Source organism: Polynucleobacter sp. AP-Feld-500C-C5 (assembly GCF_018882265.1).
GTDB lineage: Bacteria > Pseudomonadota > Gammaproteobacteria > Burkholderiales > Burkholderiaceae > Polynucleobacter.
Genome location: NZ_JACVOW010000022.1, coordinates 40564 through 60654, shown reverse-complemented (window position 1 = coordinate 60654; position 20091 = coordinate 40564). Strand labels below are relative to the sequence as shown.

Genomic DNA, 20091 nt, shown 5'->3' with positions numbered 1-20091 from the left:
CATAAGGCCTTTGTACGATTGCTTAATTATTGATTGAACCCATATTGAAAGATTCTCCATGACCGAAAAATCATTCAAAGACCTACCTGTAGGTGATGAGCATTTACGCGAAGATCGAATTTCTGGCGAAGATATCTATGGTGGCATCTTTTTAAATATGAAACGAGACCAAGTGCGTTTACCAGATGGTGAGTTAGCAGCTCGAGAGTATTTAACGCATCCTGGTGCTGTGGCAGTCCTTGCATTATTAGAGGATGGTAGGGTCCTGCTTGAGCGCCAGTACCGGTATCCAATTGCAAAAGCTTGTATTGAAATCCCAGCTGGAAAATTAGAAATTGGTGAGGATCATCTCTTGTGCGCAAAACGAGAGTTAGAAGAAGAGACTGGCTATACCGCTAGAAAATGGAGTTACATTCGCCGCATTCATCCAGTCATTTCGTATTCAACAGAATTCATTGATATCTATTTAGCGGAAGACTTAGTTCCCGGTAATAGCAAATTAGATGATGAAGAGTTTTTAGACGTCTTTGCGGCGCCTTTAGAGCAATTACTTGCTTGGGTGGAAGAGGGCGAGATTACAGACGTTAAAACCACGATTTCGACCTATTGGCTGGATCGTTATCGCCGTGGCTTGATTAGCCCTAGGCCTATTGAATAGGTCATTTTCAAATCCTATTAAAATAAGATCTATTGATTTTGGTAATTTTGCCCCTATATAGGTCTTATGAAAGTCTACAACCTCGCTTGCCCTTTGGATCATCGCTTTGAGGGATGGTTTGCCTCAGAGGACGATTGTCTTGCTCAGCAGGATAAAGGTATGCTCGCCTGTCCAGTGTGTGATAGCCCTGAAATCACGCGTATGCCTTCTGCACCTCACATTGCAAGGACTGCCTCTACAGCGCTAACTACTCCCAATGAGAACATTGGCTCTACTAGCGGTGATGTGGTTGCCTTAACAGGAAATGATCATTCCCATTTGGAAGCCCAGGTTCAGGCTGCCTTTTTGAAGGGAATGCGTGATTTGATGGGTAAATCTGAAGATGTTGGTACTTCGTTTGCTGAAGAAGCTAGGAAGATCCACTACAAAGAGTCACCGGAGCGGACCATTCGTGGACAAACTACCCTAGATGAGGCTGAGTCTTTAAGGGAAGAGGGTATTGAGGTCTTAGCCGTTCCTTTAATGCCGGCTTTCAAAAATACCCTGCAGTAATTTCTTGGCTGCAAGATAAAAAATAGCGATCCGAAGATCGCTATTTTTATTTGGATTGATGAGTATTTATTTTGAGGTCGGCATGACAAACTCTGCACCCTTGGCAATACTTTCAGGCCAGCGCTGCATGACACTCTTTTGCTTGGTGTAAAAGCGAACACCTTCTTTGCCATAGGCATGCATATCGCCAAACAGAGATTTTTTCCAGCCACCAAAACCGTGCCAAGCCATTGGTACAGGAATAGGCACATTGATACCAACCATGCCAACTTGCACGCGTCGAGCAAATTCACGGGCGATATTGCCATCACTAGTGAAACAAGCAACACCGTTACCAAATTCACAAGAATTGACGAGGTTTAGCGCCTCAGTGAAATTGGTCACACGCAAGCAAGAGAGAACTGGCCCAAAGATTTCCTCGAGATAGATCTTCATATCGGGGGTCACGTTATCAAATAAGGTGCCACCCAAGAAGAAGCCATTTTCATAGCCGGGAACTTTGAGTCCACGACCGTCTACAAGCAGTTTGGCTCCAGATGCAACGCCACTATCGATATAACCAGTGATGCGCTCTAAAGCGGCTTTAGTAACGATAGGGCCCATCTCAGCATCAAGCTCCATACCATTTTTCACTTTGAGTGTCTTGGTGCGCTCAATTAGCTTAGGCATGATCTTCTCAGCAGCATCACCAACTAAAACAGCAACAGAGATTGCCATGCAGCGTTCACCAGCGGATCCGTATGCTGCGCCTACCAAAGCATCAATGGCTTTATCAATATCAGCATCAGGCATGATTACCATATGGTTCTTGGCACCACCTAATGCTTGTGAACGCTTGCCAAAGTGGGCGCAACGCTCATAAATATAGTTCGCAATGGGTGTCGAGCCAACAAAACTGATGGCTTGAACGTCAGGATTTTCGATCAGGGCATCAACCGCTTCCTTGTCACCCTGGATCACGTTAAATACACCATCAGGAAGACCTGCTTCTTTTAGTAACTTCGCCATGAGCAAAGATGCGGAAGGGTCTGTTGGGCTTGGCTTGAGGATGAAGGTATTGCCGCAAGCAATCGCAACCGGGAACATCCACATCGGAACCATGACTGGGAAGTTGAATGGTGTAATGCCAGCAACAACTCCTAAAGGTTGGCGCATGACCCAGTTATCAATATCTGTAGAAACCTGTTCGGTGTATTCACCTTTGAGGAGTTCTGGAATCCCAGTAGCAAATTCCACGATCTCAATCCCACGGGTGACTTCACCTTGAGCATCTGTGAATACTTTGCCGTGTTCAGCGGTAATAATGGCTGCTAATTCATCGCGGTGAGCGTTGAGTAGATCAAGATACTTAAAAAGGATGCGTGCGCGACGCAGTGGGCTAGTTTGACTCCATGAAACAAAAGCCTTTTGGGCAACGGCAACGGCAGCGTCTACCTCCTTACGTCTAGCTAATGCAACCTTGCGAGCAACTGAACCCTTTGCTGGGTTATAGACATCCGCAAAACGACCATCTTTAGGGTTAACAATAGAGCCGCCAACAAAGTGGCCGATATCTTCTTTAGATTCAAAGGCTTGGGGTGCGTTCATAGTCTTTTTTGCTTGGTTTGGATAGTTTTTCAGGGTAGAAAAGCCGGATGCTAGGTAAGCCTGCGCGACTTTGCTGTCTCGTATATTCTGGTTTTTAGTATTCTATCGCTTTAAGGCATTTTTAGTATTTTGACCCATTTTTCGACCTTTAAGACATCTTTATGAGCCTGCTGTTTTCAAGCTATACCCTTCATTCTCCGCGTGGACCCCTGGCGCTGGCCAATCGCATTGTTGTCGCCCCCATGTGCCAATACTCAGCCTCCAATGGCGAGGCAACCGATTGGCATTTAATGCATTGGGGTAACCTGCTCAATAGCGGGGCAGCATTATTTATTATTGAAGCAACAGCGGTTACCCCAGAGGCTAGGATTACCCCGGCCTGTTTGGGATTGTGGGATGACCGCACTGAAGCAGCTCTAAAAGACAAGCTGAGCCGTGCACGTCAATTGGCCCCAGCAACCCCAGTGTTTATTCAGTTAGCTCATGCTGGCCGCAAAGCCTCGAGTGCAACACCTTGGCATGGTGGTCAGCTATTGCCAGTTGGTCAGGGTGGCTGGGAAACGGTAGCTCCTTCAGCGATCCCTCAGCTAGAGGGCGAGCGTTTGCCGCACGAACTCTCAAAAACAGAGCTTAAAGAATTAATTGATGCATTTGTGGTTGCGTCTAAACGCGCAGATCGCATAGGCCTTGATGGGATTGAGCTCCATGGCGCCCATGGTTATTTGCTCCATCAATTTTTATCGCCGATTGCCAATCAACGAACCGATGAATACGGTGGCTCTTTTGAGAATCGCATCCGTTTTCCCTTGGAATTGTTTGCAGCAGTAAGAGCTGCCTATTCAGGTGTATTGGGTATTCGTATTTCAGCCAGTGACTGGGTGGAGGGCGGCTGGACTCCTGAAGAGACTGCGAACTTTGCAAAGCAACTCAAACCTTTGGGTTGTGACTTTGTTCATATTTCTTCAGGTGGAATTTCGCCTAAACAAAAAATTGCCTTAGGACCAAACTATCAAGTGCCTTTTGCAAAGATCGTCAAAGATCAATCTGGTTTACCAACCATGACGGTTGGTCTAATCACTGACCCTCATCAAGCCGAAGCTATTTTGCAAGCTGGTGATGCTGATTTTATTGCCTTGGCTCGGGCTTTTTTATACAAACCGCGATGGGGCTGGGAAGCTGCAGCAGCTCTAGAAGGCACAGTGAATGCGAATGAGCGTTATTGGCGTTGTTTACCACGAGAGGCTCAAGCAGTTTTTGGTAACGTTAAGGTAGGCCAGAGATAAGCTTATTCAAGAAATGATCAGGAGATAGACATGAACACATACACTCTTACAAAAAAAGTATTGGCAATCTTCAGTTTTATGACGGCCACCAGTATTGCTAGCGCGCAATCCTATCCCGATAGGGCAATCACCTTGGTCGTACCAAATCCTCCAGGTGGTTTGGTTGATACCTCTGCCCGCTTACTTAGTGAGCCGCTTACAAGAGTGATTGGTCAAACTGTTGTAGTAGACAATAAACCAGGTGCCAGTGGAAATATTGCCTATCAATACGTGGCTAATGCAAAACCAGATGGCTACACATTATTAATTTCATACTCTGGTTATCACGTTGGTAATCCAGCCTTGATGGATAAATTGCCCTGGGATCCTGTTAAGGATTTTTCACCAATTGCTTTACTGACTGTGTCGACCAATGTGATCGCAGTTCACCCTTCAGTACCAGTCAATAATTTGAAAGAATTCATTGCCTACGCAAAAGCCAATCCAGGTAAGCTCAATTACGCCTCACAAGGTAACGGTTCTGTTTCTCATATTGGCACCGAAATGTTTAAGCAAACTACTGGTATTGATATGGTTCACGTTCCCTATAAGGGCTCTGGTCCAGCGATTCAGGATGTATTAGCAGGTCAGGTGCAGGTATTTATCTCTACGCCACCGTCAGTCATGCAACACGTTCAGAGCGGCAAGTTGAAGGGCTTAGCGGTTACTGGTAAGAATCGTCACCCTGGTATGCCTAATGTTCCAACGACTGCCGAAGCTGGTTTACCATCATTTCAGTTGGAATCATGGGTTGCATTATTTGCCCCTGCTGGAACTCCTGCTCCAATCGTGACAAAGCTCACTGATTCTGTCAAAAAAAGCTTAGCACTGCCTGAAGTGAAAGAGCGTGCGGATGCAGCAGGCGTGGAATTACGTTATCTCACTCCAGCTCAAACTGAAGCTTTGGTAAAGAAAGAATTGCCTTATTGGAGCAAAGTCATTAAGTCAGCGAATATCACCTTGGACTAAATCTTTAATAAATGAAGTCTGATCTCGTTCTTAGGATCCGGGATCAGGTAATGAAGAGGATTGGGTAACTTGTGATGTGCTTACCCTTTTCAGATCTTCCGCCCATTCTATTTTTGGTGGCGCATAATCGCCGCTTTCCTTTTTTCTTAATCTAAATCTTTATATAAATGAAGCAACATTCTGTTCGTGAAGCATGGTTGGAAGATGCCGTGAGACATCTTGAGCCAGTATTTTCTAAAGCCGGCTATATAATTCCTCCTGTCAGAGTGTCTTGTGGTTTTCCTGCGTCTAGTAGCCCCAGAACGACTTTAGGGCAATGTTGGCCGCGTGAGCGATCTGGTGGAGGAGTAAATGAGATTTTTATTTCCCCTAAAATTGATGATCCAGTTCAACTGCTTGATACCTTGGTGCATGAGCTTTGTCATGCGGTAGACGATTGTCTCAGTGGACATGGAGAAGATTTCAAGGGCATTGCCCAAACCGTTGGCCTTGAGGGTCCTGCCAGAATGGCGCATGCCACTGAAGAACTCACCGTCAAACTCATGATGATTAGCCAGGAGCTCGGTCCGTATCCTCATCAGGCCATCGTTTTCCCACCACCAAGGCCTAGCAATGCCAGTCGTAGCAAAGCGAAATGTGGTCAATGCGGTTACGAGGTCACATTATTAAAAAAATGGGCCAGTTATGGTGCGCCTATCTGCCCAAAAGACAATATTCGGATGCTAGAGGATGCTCCTGAAACAATTGAAAATACCAGTGATTACGACAGTGATTCTGTTGGTAAGAGTGGTAAAGCCCCGCCTGATGAGATCCGCCGCGCTATTAGCTAGTGATAGATAAGTGGGTAAAATTAAGGTTTTATGCCGATTATTCGGCCAACAATCATTACTTGAGACTACTAACAAATGAACGCCAAAAAAATATTTAAGAATCCTAAAATTGCAGTAATCCTGGGTGATGGAATTGGTAAAGAGGTTATACCGGAGGGTGTGCGTGCGCTGGAGGCTGCCAATCGTAAATTTGGTATTGGTATGCAGTTCGATCACTTTGATTTTGCAAGCTGCGATTACTACCTCAAGCACGGCAAGATGATGCCGGATGATTGGTTTGATACCTTAATGAAGTATGACGCTATTTTCTTTGGCGCAGTGGGTATGCCTGATATTTTGCCGGACCATGTTTCATTATGGGGTAGTTTGATTCAGTTCCGTCGCGGTTTCGATCAATACGTCAATTTACGTCCAGTGCGTTTATTGCCAGGAGTACCTTGCCCGCTTGCAAATCGTAAACCTGGGGATATTGATTTCTTCGTAGTACGTGAGAACACGGAGGGAGAGTATTCCAGCGTTGGTGGAAAAATGTTTCCAGATACTGACCGCGAGTTTGTGATTCAAGAATCGGTCTTTACAAGACAGGGCGTCGATCGTATTTTGCAATATGCCTATGATTTAGCCCAGAGTCGTCCTAAGAAACACCTCACTTCAGCTACCAAATCAAATGGTATTGCGATTACGATGCCTTATTGGGATGAGCGCGTGGAGGCGATGTCTAAAAAGTTTTCTGATGTAAGAACGGATAAGTACCATATCGATATCTTGGCAGCGCACTTCGTAATGAATCCTGATCGTTTTGATGTAGTTGTTGCTAGTAATTTATTCGGAGACATCTTGTCAGATTTAGGCCCTGCGTGTACTGGCACTATTGCGGTAGCTCCATCGGGAAGTATTAATCCAGAAGGCAAGTTTCCGTCACTATTTGAGCCGGTACATGGTTCAGCCCCCGATATTTACGGGAAGATGATTGCCAACCCCATTGGACAAATTTGGAGCGGTGCAATGATGCTCGATCACCTGGGATATCCAGAGGCGGGTAAGGCGATTTTTAACGCCATCGAAAAAGTCTTATCAGCAGGCTCAGGCCATGCACCATTAACCCCTGATCTTGGGGGTACTGCTAAAACGGATGATCTTGGTAAAGCGATTGCTGCAGCAATTTAATTGCTTGATGAATTAAGCCATGGCTCAGCCCTACGCGCCATTACTCCAGCAAATGATGCTGGAGTTTCAAAGCCAGCGGCTTGAGTCTGCAGAGAGAATAGCGCGCTCAATATTGCGCATTAATTCTAAAGATATCGTAGCTCTTCAAGTTCAAGGCCTATGCATGGCAATGCAAGGGCGAGTAGCAGAGTCTGTAGAGCCCTTTACTAGAGCTTCAGCATTAGACCCTAAAAATTCTGAGCTACTTACCAATCTAGCGAAGGCCCAGTATGGAGCCAATCTATTTGGTGAATCCGCCAAGACCTATGAGAAGTTGACTCGCCTGATTCCAAATAATGCTCAAATCCTGACGGACATGGGAACTTCCTATGCCAAGCTCAAAGACTATGACAAGGCTTTTTCACTGTATGACAAAGCAATTGAATTGCAGCCCCAATATTATTTGGTCTGGTCAAATCGAGGTAACTTACTTGCAGATTTAAGCTTTAGTTTAGAGGCCATCGACAACTATCAAAAGTCCCTAGAGTTAAATGCAAATTACCCAGAGGCCTGGACTAACTACGGCAATGCATTATTTGACTTGGGGCGTTTTGAGGAAGCAAGATTAGCTCATGAAAAAGCGTTAACGCTGAATCCAAATTATGCCGAAGCGTGGTCAAATCACGGAAACGCTTTGCTTGAGCTTAAATCTGGTGAAAACGCCTACGAGAGTTATAGAAATGCCTATGCGTTAAAGCCCTTGCACCCTTATTTAATTGGACAGCTGCTTTCTACAAAGTTAACGTCGTGTATTTGGGATGATGTTGATCCAACCGTTTCTCAGATGCTATCTTTATTAGCTGACAACAATGCTGTCACCATTCCCTTTGCCTTGTTACAAACTCCGGCAAGTCTTGAGCTCCAAAAACGTTGCGCACAAATTTTTGTTGCTGATCGCTATCCAGGAATTGATTCGCAACAGATTGAAAAACGTAGTAGGACTCCTGATGACATAATCAGAATTGGATACTTCTCTTCAGATTTTAAGAATCACCCGGTCGGTATCCTGATGCAAAATCTGATTCATTTTCATGATCGGTCAAAGTTTGAGGTGTTGGGCTTTTTCTTGAATCCCAAATCCAATGATGAGGTTGAGAGTGGGCTCATCTCAAGCTTTGATAGCGCCTTCGAGTTATTTGGACTGAATGATACTAGTGCAAAAAATCTCATTCTTGAGCAAGAGCTTGATATAGCGATTGATCTCAATGGCCACACTGCAGGTGCTAGAACGGGCTTATTTTCTAAAAAAATTGCACCCTTACAAGTTAATTACCTTGGTTATGCGGGAACATCTGGCTCTGATTTTTATGACTACTTAATTGCAGATGAAGTGTCCATTCCTGAGAGTGACCAAGACTTCTTCACGGAAAAAATAGCGCGTTTGCCGCATTCATTTTTCCCTGTAGATACAAGCATTTCGATTGCTGCACTTGGTGATTTACCAACAAGAGAGAGTCAAGGTTTGCCTGCAGCTGGATTTATCTTCTCATGCTTCAATAATTCTTACAAAATTAATCCAGATATCTTTGATCTGTGGATGAGATTGCTAAAACAGGTTCCAGCTAGCGTCCTTTGGCTATCAAAGACTTCTGAGAAGGCAATGAAGAACTTACAAAATGAGGCTATTGCACGTGGGGTTGATGTACGCAGGCTTGTGTTTGCGACCCGTGTGCCGGCAAGGAAAGACCATTTAAGTCGTCTTCGTTTAGCAGATCTTTTTTTGGATACTCCCAACTACAATGCACACGCTACGGCTGCTGATGCTTTATGGGCTGGAGTGCCTGTCTTAACGCAGTTAGGTCAGACCTTTGCAGGCAGGATAGCAGCTAGTCAGGTGTCTTCATTAGGTATGCCTGAATTGATTGTGAATACCCCAGAAGAGTATTATGCAAAAGCTCTAGAGCTTGCTACTCAACCGCAACTAATAAAAGATTTACGCATGAAACATGAGGCTAATCGCTTAACAGCCCCTTTGTTTAATACCAAAGAATATGTTAGAGATTTAGAAAAACTTTACACGGACTTTCTTGAGCAGAAGTCTTAGTTGCTAACATGAACAGGACTCCAAACGGGGTCTTTTTTGCTTGATTTCGCGATCTCAGCCAAAATCTTTTCATGCTGTTCCAAGTCTTCACTATTAGCTAGCATTAATTTTAAGCTTGTTGGCAGTGCTTTTGTATGGCCGGTTGAGTCAGCGCCTACTGTGTAATCGATTAAGTCAATGGAGAGGTCTTCCTGACCTCGAGTCATTGCGATATAGACTTCAGCTAACAGCTGAGCATCTAATAACGCTCCATGTAGAGTACGATGTTCGTTACTGATTGAGAAGCGATCACATAAGGCATCTAGAGAGTTTCGTTTACCCGGAAACATTTGCCGTGCATCTAGCAAAGTATCAATAATCTTAGAGGCTAGGCCACGAAATGGTGGTCGCTTGAGAAGTGCAAATTCATTATCCAGAAATCCCAAGTCAAAGGCTGCGTTATGAATCACAATCTCAGCACCATCTACAAATTCAATCAACTGTTCAACAATACTGCCAAATAATGGCTTGTCAGATAGAAATTCTCTAGAGAGTCCGTGAACGGCAAAAGCCCCCGCATCAATATCTCGCTCAGGGTTGACGTAATAATGGAAGGTGCGATCCGTCAAGCGACGGTCGATAACTTCAACGCAGCCAATTTCAATAATGCGATCACCAGTTGCTGGATTTAAACCAGTAGTTTCAGTGTCTAAAATCACTTGACGCATTAGGTTCCCTCAAGAACGGATGGTGGAATTTCCATAGGGCCATTACCTGCATATTTATCTAGATAGAGATAAATCACGGGTGTAATGATCAGAGTCACAAACTGAGAGAAGATGAGTCCACCAGCCACACTGATACCTAGCGGTTGTCGTAACTCTGCACCTGCACCAATACCAAAGGCAATCGGAAGGGCGCCCATTAATGCAGCAATTGTAGTCATCATGATGGGGCGAAAGCGCAAGATACAGGCTTCACGAATCGCTTTATCGGGCGTCATGCCTTGATTGCGTTGGGCATCCAAAGCAAAGTCAATCATCAAAATCGCATTTTTCTTCACAATACCAATGAGCAGCAAGATGCCGATCGAGGCAACAACAGTTAGCTCAAATCCGAAGATGCGTAGGGACAAAATTGCACCAATCGCTGCAGAAGGTAGGCCCGCCAGAATGGTGAGGGGGTGAATATAGCTCTCATACAGAACACCAAGCAAGATATAAATAACTCCTAGTGCAGCCAATAGCAAAATAACCTGACCCGATTGATTGTCTTTAAATACGGCTGCATCACCACCATAACTCGTGATGATGGAAGACGGTAAATCAACCGCCTTAACAAAGCCATCTATTGCCTTGGTTGCATCCCCTAAGAAAACATCTGGAGCAAGGTTAAAAGAAATTGTTACTGCTGGAATCTGACCCTGATGGTTTACTGCAGTGGGTCCCACGGTTCTGACAAAGCTTGCCAGGCTGGATAGCGGAATCAATTTATCTGTCGCTCTACCCCGCACGAAGACCTTGTTCAAGTCGGTTTCAAATTGACGATCATTCTCTGCTGTTTCCAAAATAACGTAATAGGTATTGACAGGGGTATAGATGGTGGATACCTGCCTCTCACCGAAAGAAGAGTAGAGGGCTGTACGTATATCGGCGATAGATACTCCCGCACTGGCGGCTTTTTCTCGATCAATTTCAATCTTGACGTTCAAACCTTTTAATTGCGAGTCACTAGTGACATCCTTAAAAATGGGATCAGCGCGCATTTTTTGTAACAATTTTTCAGCCCATTCATTGACACCTTCAAAGCCAACGCTTTGCAGGGTAAATTGATAGCGACTTTTACTGCTTCGACCACCTAGCTGTAAATTTTGTACTGGACTCATGTAGACCTGAATACCAGGAATTTCTTTGAACTTGGATCTAAGACCCTCCATTACCTTGCTCATTTTTTGGCGCTCATCCTTGGGCTTCAAAATGATGAAGAATCTTCCGGTATTGCGACCTGAACTTTGGCCGCCACCAAGAATAGAGATTGAGGTTGCAACATTGGGGTCGCTATCAACTACTTTCGCAGCCTGATCTTGTAGAGCCATCATTGTGCTAAAGGAAGTGTCCTCAGAGGCTTCTACAGTCACGCGTAACTGACCAATATCTTCTTCCGGAAAAAATCCTTTAGGGCTATAAACAAAGAGAGCAATAGTAATGACAAAGCTGGCTAATGCCCCAAATAACACTCTCTTTCTGTTTGCCAAGGCTAAATCTAAAAAGTGAATATATTTTTTTAAGGTCCATTCATAGGCGCGATCGAACTGCTTTGTAATTTCATATTCTTTTGGATGCTCACCAGGTTTAGGCAAAAAGCGGCTGCATAACATGGGTACTACTGTTAATGAGACAACCGCTGAGACCAATATAGACAGTGTTACCACAACGGCAAATTCTCTAAAGAGAAGGCCGATTGGACCTACCATGAAAAATAGCGGAATAAATACAGCAACCAAGGAAATAGAAATGGAGATGATGGTAAAGCCAACCTCTTTGCTACCTTTTAATGCTGCTTTTAAGGGGTCCATACCTTCTTCAACATAACGCATGATGTTTTCTAGTACTACGATTGCGTCATCTACCACTAAGCCAACAGCAAGAGTGATGCCCAGTAAGGAAATGTTATTCAGGCTGTAGCCTAAAAAGTAGAAAACAAAGAACGCGCCGATCAGAGAAATCGGTAAGCTAATGGATGGAATGACAGTTGCAGACAAATGCTTTAGGAACAAGAAGATGACTAAGACAACGAGTGCGATAGTGAGAAGCAATGTCAGATTGACATCATGAATTGACTCAATAATCGAAAGGGAGCGGTCATTAACCAGTGTTAACTGAATAGATTCCGGCATTTGCGCTTTGAGAGAAGGCAACAGTTTTTTGATTGAATCAACAACTTCAACCGTATTGGCATTTGGTTGGCGCAGTACGGCAATCGCTATTGATCGTTCACCATTTGCTGAGGCAAAGGTCTTTACATCTTCAAAGCTTTCTTGAACATCGGCAACATCTTTGAGATAAATTGGAAGTCCATTGCGCTGTGCAACGATCAAGTTGCCAAATTCCTCAGCTGTCACTAACTGTGGATTGGCATAGATGGTGATCAGTTGGCGGGGGCCATCGAGAGTTCCAATGGGGCTATTGGTATTGGCTTTATTGACTGCAGCAGCAACCTCATCCATGGTGATATTGCGATTGCCTAAGGCATCTGGTCTCACACTTACTCGGACTGCATACCGCTTTGCTCCGTACACTAATACTTGTGACACCCCAGTGATAGTGGATAAGTTTGGAGACATCAAATTCTCTGCATAAGCATTCATTTCAGAGAGGCTGATTGACGGGGAGCTCATACGCACAATTAATACGGGGGTATCGGCAGGATTGATCTTTCGATATGAAGGAGGCACCGTCATTTCAATTGGTAAGCGGCGTTGCGCCCGTAAGAGGGCTGCCTGAACATCAACAGCTGCTTTATCAATATCACGATCGCTTGTAAATTCAAGAGTCACGCTCGTTGAACCAAGTGAATTCGTAGAGCTGATGACTTTGATGCCATCAATCGTTGAAAATTCTTTTTCAAGCGGTAGCGCAACAGCCGAAGCCATGATTTCAGGTGATGCACCAGGTAAGGTGGCCGTTACAGAAATCACTGGTGTATTGAAGCTAGGAAGTGCGGCTACCGGAATCTTAAAATAGGCAACCCCTCCAGCAACGACAGTTGCAATAGACAGCAATATCGTCATTACAGGGCGTCTAATGCATAGCTCAGAAAGCGTCATTTTGGTTCAGCAGGAGTGGTTTTATTAGCAGGGGGCTGCTCTGATTTGGAGGATTTTGCTTCACGCACTTTGCTGCCAGTACGTAAATTCTGCTTACCTTCAACCACAATGCGATCACCAGCATTAATTCCAGTAATTACTGAAGTGCCAAGGTATTCATAGGTCGCCTTTACCGGTTTTGCAGTGACCTTGTCATCCTTGTCAACAACATACACTAGGCGCCCATTGGGGCCAATGACAATGGCCTGAGTAGGCACAGCAATCACATCTTTTAGAGTGTTGGCGTTCAGTGAAACGCGAGCAAATTGCCCAGGAAGCACTTCTAACTTATCGTTCGGAATTTGTGCCTTAACACGAACAGCGGCAATCAGAGGGTCTACTTGATTGTCGATCACCAGAACCTGACCCTCATAAGTATTTTTTCCAGTATCACCAATAGTGACTTTTACAGTTAAAGGTGCATCACCCTTCTTATTTTCCAGGATGATGGGAATATCCTTTTCTGGAATAACAAACTGAACATTAATCGGATTGAGTTGCGTAATTGTCACCATCGAACCTACGCTCGAGGTGGCAGTAGAGCTTGTTGCAGTAGATACAATATTGCTTGCTTGGACTAGAGAGCCAGGGAAGACATTAATAATTCCTGCTCTTCCATTAATAGGTGAGCGAATAGAATCAAAGGAGAGTTGCACCTCCGCAGAGCGAGCAGCAGCTTGTGCAGACTTGGCATTGGCTAAGGATGTCTCCAAGCCAGCCCTAGATATAAAGTTTTTCTCTACCAACTCTTTTGCACGTTGATATTGTTTCTGAGCATCATCAGCCAATGCTTTAAGCCGTTCGTAATTAGCCTTGTCATTGCGATCATCAAGAGTAAAAAGAAGCTGTCCCTCTTTAACTTCTTCGCCATCCTTAATATGAATTTTAGAGACTGTATTGGTTACCATTGGACGGATATCTACAATGCTGTTAGAAACCGTCGTGCCGGTAGCTTCAATAACCAGGGGGATATCTTTCTTCTGTACGACTACGCTAGTAATAACTTGCGGACCACCAGCTTTTTTTCCTGCTGGTAAAAAGTAATCAAAAGCCTTCGATCCTGCGTACAAAATGATGATGACTATTAGGATGCGCCATTTGTATCGAATCGCAAAGGATTTGACAGTAGCAAAATCGAGCTGCTTTAACTTGCCAGTAATGGGTGATAGTTTTTGCCAAACAGCACACAAACGGGCTTTGCCAACATTTTTAAGCTGGCCTAACTTGGCGACTAACTGATCGAGAGAAGATTCTATTTTTGACACAGTCTCGTTTTTCTAAGTTTTTTGTAGTTTAAATGCGGTTTCTGGCTAAATGATGCCTGCCCATTCTCTCATAAGCGGGCTTTAATCGCGCTGGGCGAGGGCTAATCTAACCTAGGGTAAAAACTCTTCAACACCCTTATTAGCTAGCTGATCAGCCAGCTCGTTTCCGGGGTGGCCATTGTGACCCCTGACCCAGTGCCAAGAAATATCGTGGTCAGGGAGCAAGGCGTCCAATTCTTGCCATAAATCAGCGTTTTTGACTGGATCTTTGTTGGCGGTCTTCCATCCACGCTTTTTCCAGCCCTCAAGCCATTCAGTGACCCCTTTTTGCACATATTGGGAGTCCGTCCAAAGCTCAACGGAGCTTCGTTGTTTCAAGGCGCGAAGGGCAAAGATCACAGCACAGATTTCCATGCGATTGTTGGTGGTGAGTTTTTCGCCGCCATGGATCTGCTTCTCATGATTACCTGAACGCAGGACCGCACCCCATCCTCCTGGCCCGGGGTTACCTTTGCAGGCACCATCGGTATAGATGACGATATGAGGAGGGTGATGTGCTGGTTTGGTATGAGGCATATTGCTAATTTAATTGACCTCAGTCTTGTTCAAGGAATCGCATAATTGATTACGTTCGGCAGCAGGGGCTAACTGGTTGATTGCTGGAAGGCGAACAGATGCCACTTGTCCTATCAGCCTCATGCCTTTGTGACGCTTGATTGCCGAGACGATGAACACTGCACCAAAGATAGGCCACCAACGGTTGCCCATCGGTTCGAGAAAGTCCATGCGGTTCATGGCAGGTTCGCCGTGTAAAGGAAATTTGTAACACCCAAAGTGACCACGGTCGAGTGAATAATTCAATAGTTGCAGCCAATCTTTAATACGTAAGAGGCCAATAAATTGGCCATCCCGCGGTAGATAGGGATTGCCAATCAGCCTACTGAGATATTGTCTGGCACCCCATAAGCTGGCAGGATTAAAACCAGAAATGACCAAGCGACCCTCAGGGAGCAATACTCGATCCACTTCACGCAAAATTTGATGGGGATCGGCTGCAAACTCGAGGACGTGAGGCAAAACAATGAGGTCAATACTTTCATTGGCAAAGGGGAGCTCATTCGCGTTACCTTCTATGACACGCCAACTAAAACGGTGCGCATCTTTTCGACTATCTTGTGAGTTCACCAAGAGGGCATGCAAGGGCATGCGGTTTTCGCTTAGGGCATTGATTTGGGGTAGGCCAATCTGGACTGCATGAAAGCCAAAAACATCCGCAACAATGCGATCAAAGCACTTTTGCTCCCAGCCAAGCACATACTGCCCAGGAGGCGACTGGAGCCACTTCTCCCATGAACTCCAAGGGGGTGCGGGCATCTGCGAAGGAATAGGTGGGGTTGGTATCATCGGTTTATGGATAAGAATACTTTATTGCAAGTTTGGCCGATCCCGGCCTTTGATGACAACTACATCTGGTGCATCCATGATGGAAAGTCAGCCTTGGTGGTTGATCCGGGCGATTCTGCTCCTGTTCTGGATTACCTCTCACAGTCTGAGCTGACGCTAAAAGGCATTCTGATTACCCATCATCATGCGGACCATACTGGTGGCATTCTCAATTTATTGAATGCATTGGGCCCCCAGATTCCGGTATATGGCCCTGCCGGTAACAATATTCCTGGGCGAACTCAAGTGGCAAAAGAGGGCGATCAGTTTGAGATCGATTCCCCGCGTATTAGTCTAAAAGTTTATGAGGTGCCAGGCCATACCTTAAGTCACATCGCTTATTTTGCGAATATGCAAGCTAATGTTATCGAGCCTATGTTGTTTTGTGGCGATACCCTATTTGCTTCTGGGTGCGGACGCTTGTTTGAGGGTACACCAACTCAGATGACAGAGTCTTTAGCCAAGTTTGCTGCACTCCCTAAAAATACATTGGTGTACTGTACCCATGAATACACTTTATCCAATATTCGATTTGCACTTGCAGTCGAGCCAAATAATGCGAACTTAATCTCTTGGTCAGAGCGTGCGCAGAAAATTCGTCAACAAGGTTTGCCAACACTACCGACAACAATTGGACAAGAGCTACAAGTAAATCCGTTTATGCGCAGTGATCAGGCGGAGGTGATTGCGTCTGCAAAAGCGGCTTCTCATCAAGCAGATCTTCCGAGTCCAGCGCATGTGCTAGCAGTGATTCGTGCTTGGAAAGATCGATTCTGATGCGTTTGATCTATGCGGCAATCGCGGTTGCCGTTTTTTTATCAGGCTGTTCCAGCACGGGTGTTTGGTCATCGGATACGCCAGCTAAAGCAGGCTCTAAAGCATCCAAGGCTACTTCCGTTAATCTGAAGAATCAGTCTGTTAGTAAGGTGTATGCACCTTCTGATAATTTATGGATACGGATTCGGGATGGCTTTCAAATGGAGCCGATGAATACCCCATTAGAGATTGAGCAAGTTCGCTGGTTAAGTGCTCGACCTGATTATGTCAACCGCTCTATGGCACGTTCATCGCGTTACCTTTTTTATATTGTGCAAGAAGTCAATGCGCGCAATATGCCAACCGAAATAGCCTTGCTTCCCTTTGTGGAGAGTGCATTTGTTACCCATGCTAAATCGAGTGCAAAAGCGGTAGGCCTGTGGCAATTTATGCCAGCAACTGGAAAAGATTTTCAATTAACGCAAAACGTCTTTCGCGATGAGCGTAGAGACGTTTTGCAATCCACCGATGCTGCTTTGGATTATTTACAGCGTCTCTATAATCAATTTGGTAGTTGGGAGTTGGCTCTTGCTGCTTATAACTGGGGTGCCGGCAATGTTGCTAAAGCCCAAAAACGCAATCTCGCTGCAGGCCTATCAACGGATTATGAGAGTTTGAACATGCCTCGCGAAACCCGCATGTATGTTCCTAAATTGATGGCCTATCGACAGATTGTTTTAGATCCATCGGCTTATGGCATCGTCTTACCAGAATTAGAAAACCACCCTTACTTTGTTGCGCTAGATGTTGGTAATGATATTGATGTTGCCTTGGCGATTAAGTTGGCGGAAATTCCTGAGGATGAATTTCATAGTCTGAACCCCTCTTTTAATAAGCCTGTAATTCTGAGTAATGCTAACCAACAAATCTTGTTGCCGTTCGGCCATGCAGAAATCTTTCAAGAAAATCTCAAGAAGTACACGAAACCCCTGTCTTCTTGGACCGCAGTGAGGATTAGTAAAACTGAAAGTGTTGATCAAGCTGCCAAAACATTGGGCGTCAGTCCAGAGGCGCTAAGACAAGTGAATGCCATTCCGAGTGGTATGCGTATCAAGGCGGGATCTACCGTGATCATTCCTAAGGTTGGTAATCGTTCAGGAGATGTTTCTTCGGCGATGGCAGACAATGCCAGCCTGAGTCTAGTCAAGCCACCGCCACCCACACCGAATTGCCCTAAACCCGCTAAAGGGGTGAAGAATGCCAAAGCAGTGAAATGCGCCCCAGTCAAGCCAAACAAAGGTGTTGAAACGGTTGCTAAGGCTAAATCTCCACAAAAAAATGCTGCATCTCAGCATAAATCCGCATCGACAGGACTTGCAAAATCTGCGAAAAATGTAACTTCAGCGTCCTCAAGCGGTAACCCTAGTGCCAAGGGGGCGAGCAAAAACCCGTAATTTCAGAAACTTTTAGATTAGGTTGACCATGTCTTATAAAGCACATCACGAACGCTCGATCAAAGACCCAGACGGATTTTGGGCTGAGCAGGCTAATTTGATTCACTGGGAAAAGCCCTTCGATCAGGTTCTGAACTACGACAACCCGCCATTTGCAAAATGGTTTGAAGGTGGCCTAACGAATCTTTGCTACAACGCAGTGGATCGTCACTACCAAGTCAACCCAAATCAAATTGCATTAGTAGCGGTTTCTACAGAAACCGATCAAGAGAAGGCGTACACATTTAAAGAGCTCTACGAAGAAGTGAATCGTATGGCTGCTATTTATAAAGCCAATGGCATTAAAAAAGGTGATCGTGTACTGATTTATATGCCGATGATTGCCCAAGCCTGCTTCGCAATGTTGGCTTGTGCCCGTATTGGGGCGATTCACTCAGTAGTATTTGGTGGCTTTGCTTCCCATAGCCTTGCTTCTCGCATTGATGATGCAAAACCAAAAATGGTGGTGACTTCTGAAGCAGGTATGCGTGGCGGTAAAGCCGTGCCTTATAAGCCATTATTGGATGAGGCAATTACTCTCGCCAGCTACAAACCAGAAAAAGTATTGATAGTAAATCGTGGACTGTCTGAGTTCACTACTGTGGCTGGAAGAGATTTGGACTATGGGTCTGAGCGTCAACAACACCTCAACGATATTGTTCCAATTGAATGGGTAGATGCAACGCATCCTTCCTACATTCTGTATACCTCAGGAACGACCGGTAAACCTAAGGGTGTTCAACGTGACACCGGTGGTTACGCAGTGGCATTGATGTCCACCATGAACCATATTTTCTGTGGCAAAGCTGGTGAAACGATGTTCACCACCTCAGACATTGGTTGGGTAGTGGGGCATAGCTACATCATTTATGGCCCATTGCTCAATGGCATGGCAACCATCATGTATGAAGGCACGCCATTACGTCCTGATGCTGGCATTTGGTGGGAGTTGGTTGCCAGATACAAAGTATCGGTGATGTTCTCTGCACCTACTGCGGTGCGTGTTCTCAAAAAACAAGATCCTGCATTCTTAACCAAGCATGATCTTTCCACATTACGTGCTTTATTCTTGGCTGGTGAGCCACTCGATGAACCAACAGCAAGTTGGATTCATGATGCGATTAAAAAACCAATTGTCGATAATTACTGGCAGACTGAAACTGGTTGGCCAATGTTGGCGATTCAACGCGGCGTAGAAGTGATGCCCCATAAGTTCGGTTCACCAGGCGTGCCATCCTTTGGTTACAACATGAAACTTCTAGATGATGCTAGCTCCGCCGAGTTAGGCCCTGATCAAAAGGGTGTCATCGCGATTGAAGGTCCGCTACCTCCAGGTTGTATGCAAACTGTTTGGGGCGATGACAAGCGTTTCGTGAGCACCTATTGGGAAACGATTCCTGGGAAGTTAATTTATTCCACCTTCGACTGGGGTATTAAAGATAAAGATGGTTACTTCTTTATCTTGGGTCGTACTGATGATGTGATTAACGTTGCTGGCCACCGCCTTGGTACACGGGAAATTGAAGAAAGCATCTCTAGTCATCCCAATATTTCTGAAGTTGCGGTGGTTGGTATTGAAGACAAGCTAAAAGGTCAGGCAGCCATTGCCTTTGTGATTCCTAAAGATTCAGCCAAAGCGGAGAATTTAGAAAAAGAGTGCATGAAGACAGTAGATAGCCAGCTAGGAGCGATTGCTCGTCCTGGTCGTGTTTATGTCGTGACCGCATTACCGAAAACCCGTTCTGGCAAGATCGTGCGCCGCGCATTGCAAGCGGTTGCTGAAGGGCGCGATCCGGGTGATATTAGCACTATGGAAGACCAGACTGTGTTGGCTCAGATTAAGACCATTATTGAGCAAGGTGCAGCAACTTAAACTTCGGCAGCAAAAAACACTTTTTTGCATCTCCCCAGATTTCGGATTTGGGGAGGAGCCACCTCTAAAGCCCATTAGGCTGGGGATTCAAGGGTTTATGGACCAAAACTGGTATGATTGAAAGGTTCGAAACTTATTAAATACCCTAGCGCTTAAAGACACTCACCTCCCGCATAAACAAGCCTCGGGTTAGTCTTTTTAGGGGTTTTGAGCGTCGGATGGAGCAGGGACTGGAGATGGTTTGTCACC

The 20091-nt window shown here is 45.2% G+C and carries 16 protein-coding genes; 10 read left to right on the top strand and 6 right to left on the bottom strand.

Annotation, left to right across the window (positions count from 1 at the left end; genetic code table 11):
• Positions 1–58 precede the first annotated feature (58 nt).
• Together ICN21_RS06665 and ICN21_RS06660 are read left to right on the top strand one after the other, a co-directional pair.
• Positions 59–658 carry an NUDIX domain-containing protein gene (locus ICN21_RS06665; RefSeq protein WP_216177756.1) on the top strand — a complete coding sequence of 200 codons (600 nt, stop codon included), beginning with the start codon at positions 59–61 and terminating at the stop codon, positions 656–658.
• Between the two features lie 66 nt (positions 659–724).
• Entirely contained in the window at positions 725–1210 is a 486-nt protein-coding gene (locus ICN21_RS06660; protein ID WP_216177754.1) for a DUF1178 family protein, read from the top strand.
• Between the two features lie 66 nt (positions 1211–1276).
• On the opposite strand, the gene ICN21_RS06655 is transcribed toward ICN21_RS06660, so the two are convergent.
• Positions 1277–2797: a CoA-acylating methylmalonate-semialdehyde dehydrogenase gene (locus tag ICN21_RS06655; protein WP_216177752.1), complete on the bottom strand. Its 1521-nt coding sequence runs from the start codon at positions 2795–2797 to the stop codon at positions 1277–1279.
• Between the two features lie 161 nt (positions 2798–2958).
• On the opposite strand from ICN21_RS06655, the gene ICN21_RS06650 reads away from it, so the two are divergent.
• From ICN21_RS06650 to ICN21_RS06630, 5 genes are all read left to right on the top strand, one after another.
• A complete protein-coding gene (locus ICN21_RS06650; protein WP_216177750.1) occupies positions 2959–4080 on the top strand; it encodes an NADH:flavin oxidoreductase/NADH oxidase in 1122 nt (373 codons plus the stop codon).
• A gap of 78 nt (positions 4081–4158) precedes the next feature.
• The gene (locus ICN21_RS06645) at positions 4159–5088 is read left to right on the top strand and encodes a tripartite tricarboxylate transporter substrate binding protein (protein WP_251370100.1); all 930 of its coding nucleotides are present in this window, start codon (positions 4159–4161) and stop codon (positions 5086–5088) included.
• Between the two features lie 167 nt (positions 5089–5255).
• The gene (locus ICN21_RS06640; protein ID WP_216177748.1) at positions 5256–5918 is read left to right on the top strand and encodes a SprT family zinc-dependent metalloprotease; all 663 of its coding nucleotides are present in this window, start codon (positions 5256–5258) and stop codon (positions 5916–5918) included.
• Between the two features lie 75 nt (positions 5919–5993).
• Positions 5994–7085 (top strand): tartrate dehydrogenase, encoded by a 1092-nt coding sequence (locus ICN21_RS06635; RefSeq protein WP_216861665.1) that lies wholly within the window; start codon positions 5994–5996, stop codon positions 7083–7085.
• Positions 7086–7104: 19 nt separating this feature from the next.
• Positions 7105–9168 carry a glycosyltransferase family 41 protein gene (locus ICN21_RS06630; RefSeq protein WP_216177746.1) on the top strand — a complete coding sequence of 688 codons (2064 nt, stop codon included), beginning with the start codon at positions 7105–7107 and terminating at the stop codon, positions 9166–9168.
• On the opposite strand, the gene dnaQ is transcribed toward ICN21_RS06630, so the two are convergent.
• The 5 genes from dnaQ to ICN21_RS06605 all read right to left on the bottom strand — a co-directional run bounded on the left by dnaQ (position 9165) and on the right by ICN21_RS06605 (position 15681).
• Entirely contained in the window at positions 9165–9875 is a 711-nt protein-coding gene (gene dnaQ, locus ICN21_RS06625; protein ID WP_216177744.1) for a DNA polymerase III subunit epsilon, read from the bottom strand. The genes ICN21_RS06630 and dnaQ overlap by 4 nt on opposite strands.
• The gene (locus ICN21_RS06620; protein ID WP_216177742.1) at positions 9875–12973 is read right to left on the bottom strand and encodes an efflux RND transporter permease subunit; all 3099 of its coding nucleotides are present in this window, start codon (positions 12971–12973) and stop codon (positions 9875–9877) included. The genes dnaQ and ICN21_RS06620 overlap by 1 nt, the downstream gene beginning before the upstream one ends.
• Positions 12970–14277, bottom strand: coding sequence for an efflux RND transporter periplasmic adaptor subunit (locus ICN21_RS06615; RefSeq protein WP_216177740.1), 1308 nt, complete (start codon positions 14275–14277; stop codon positions 12970–12972). Before ICN21_RS06615 ends, ICN21_RS06620 begins: the two co-directional genes overlap by 4 nt.
• Positions 14278–14388: 111 nt before the next feature.
• Entirely contained in the window at positions 14389–14853 is a 465-nt protein-coding gene (gene rnhA / locus ICN21_RS06610; RefSeq protein WP_216177738.1) for a ribonuclease HI, read from the bottom strand.
• A gap of 9 nt (positions 14854–14862) precedes the next feature.
• Entirely contained in the window at positions 14863–15681 is an 819-nt protein-coding gene (locus tag ICN21_RS06605) for a class I SAM-dependent methyltransferase (RefSeq protein ID WP_216177735.1), read from the bottom strand.
• A gap of 6 nt (positions 15682–15687) precedes the next feature.
• On the opposite strand from ICN21_RS06605, the gene gloB reads away from it, so the two are divergent.
• Genes gloB through ICN21_RS06590 form a run of 3 tightly spaced genes read left to right on the top strand, consistent with a single transcriptional unit; the run spans position 15688 to position 19842 of the window.
• On the top strand, positions 15688–16497 hold the full coding sequence (gene gloB, locus ICN21_RS06600; protein WP_216177733.1) for a hydroxyacylglutathione hydrolase: 810 nt from the start codon (positions 15688–15690) through the stop codon (positions 16495–16497).
• The gene (locus ICN21_RS06595; protein WP_216177731.1) at positions 16497–17930 is read left to right on the top strand and encodes a transglycosylase SLT domain-containing protein; all 1434 of its coding nucleotides are present in this window, start codon (positions 16497–16499) and stop codon (positions 17928–17930) included. Before gloB ends, ICN21_RS06595 begins: the two co-directional genes overlap by 1 nt.
• Before the next feature lie 28 nt (positions 17931–17958).
• Positions 17959–19842 carry a propionate--CoA ligase gene (locus ICN21_RS06590; protein ID WP_216177728.1) on the top strand — a complete coding sequence of 628 codons (1884 nt, stop codon included), beginning with the start codon at positions 17959–17961 and terminating at the stop codon, positions 19840–19842.
• The last annotated feature ends 249 nt before the right edge of the window (positions 19843–20091 follow it).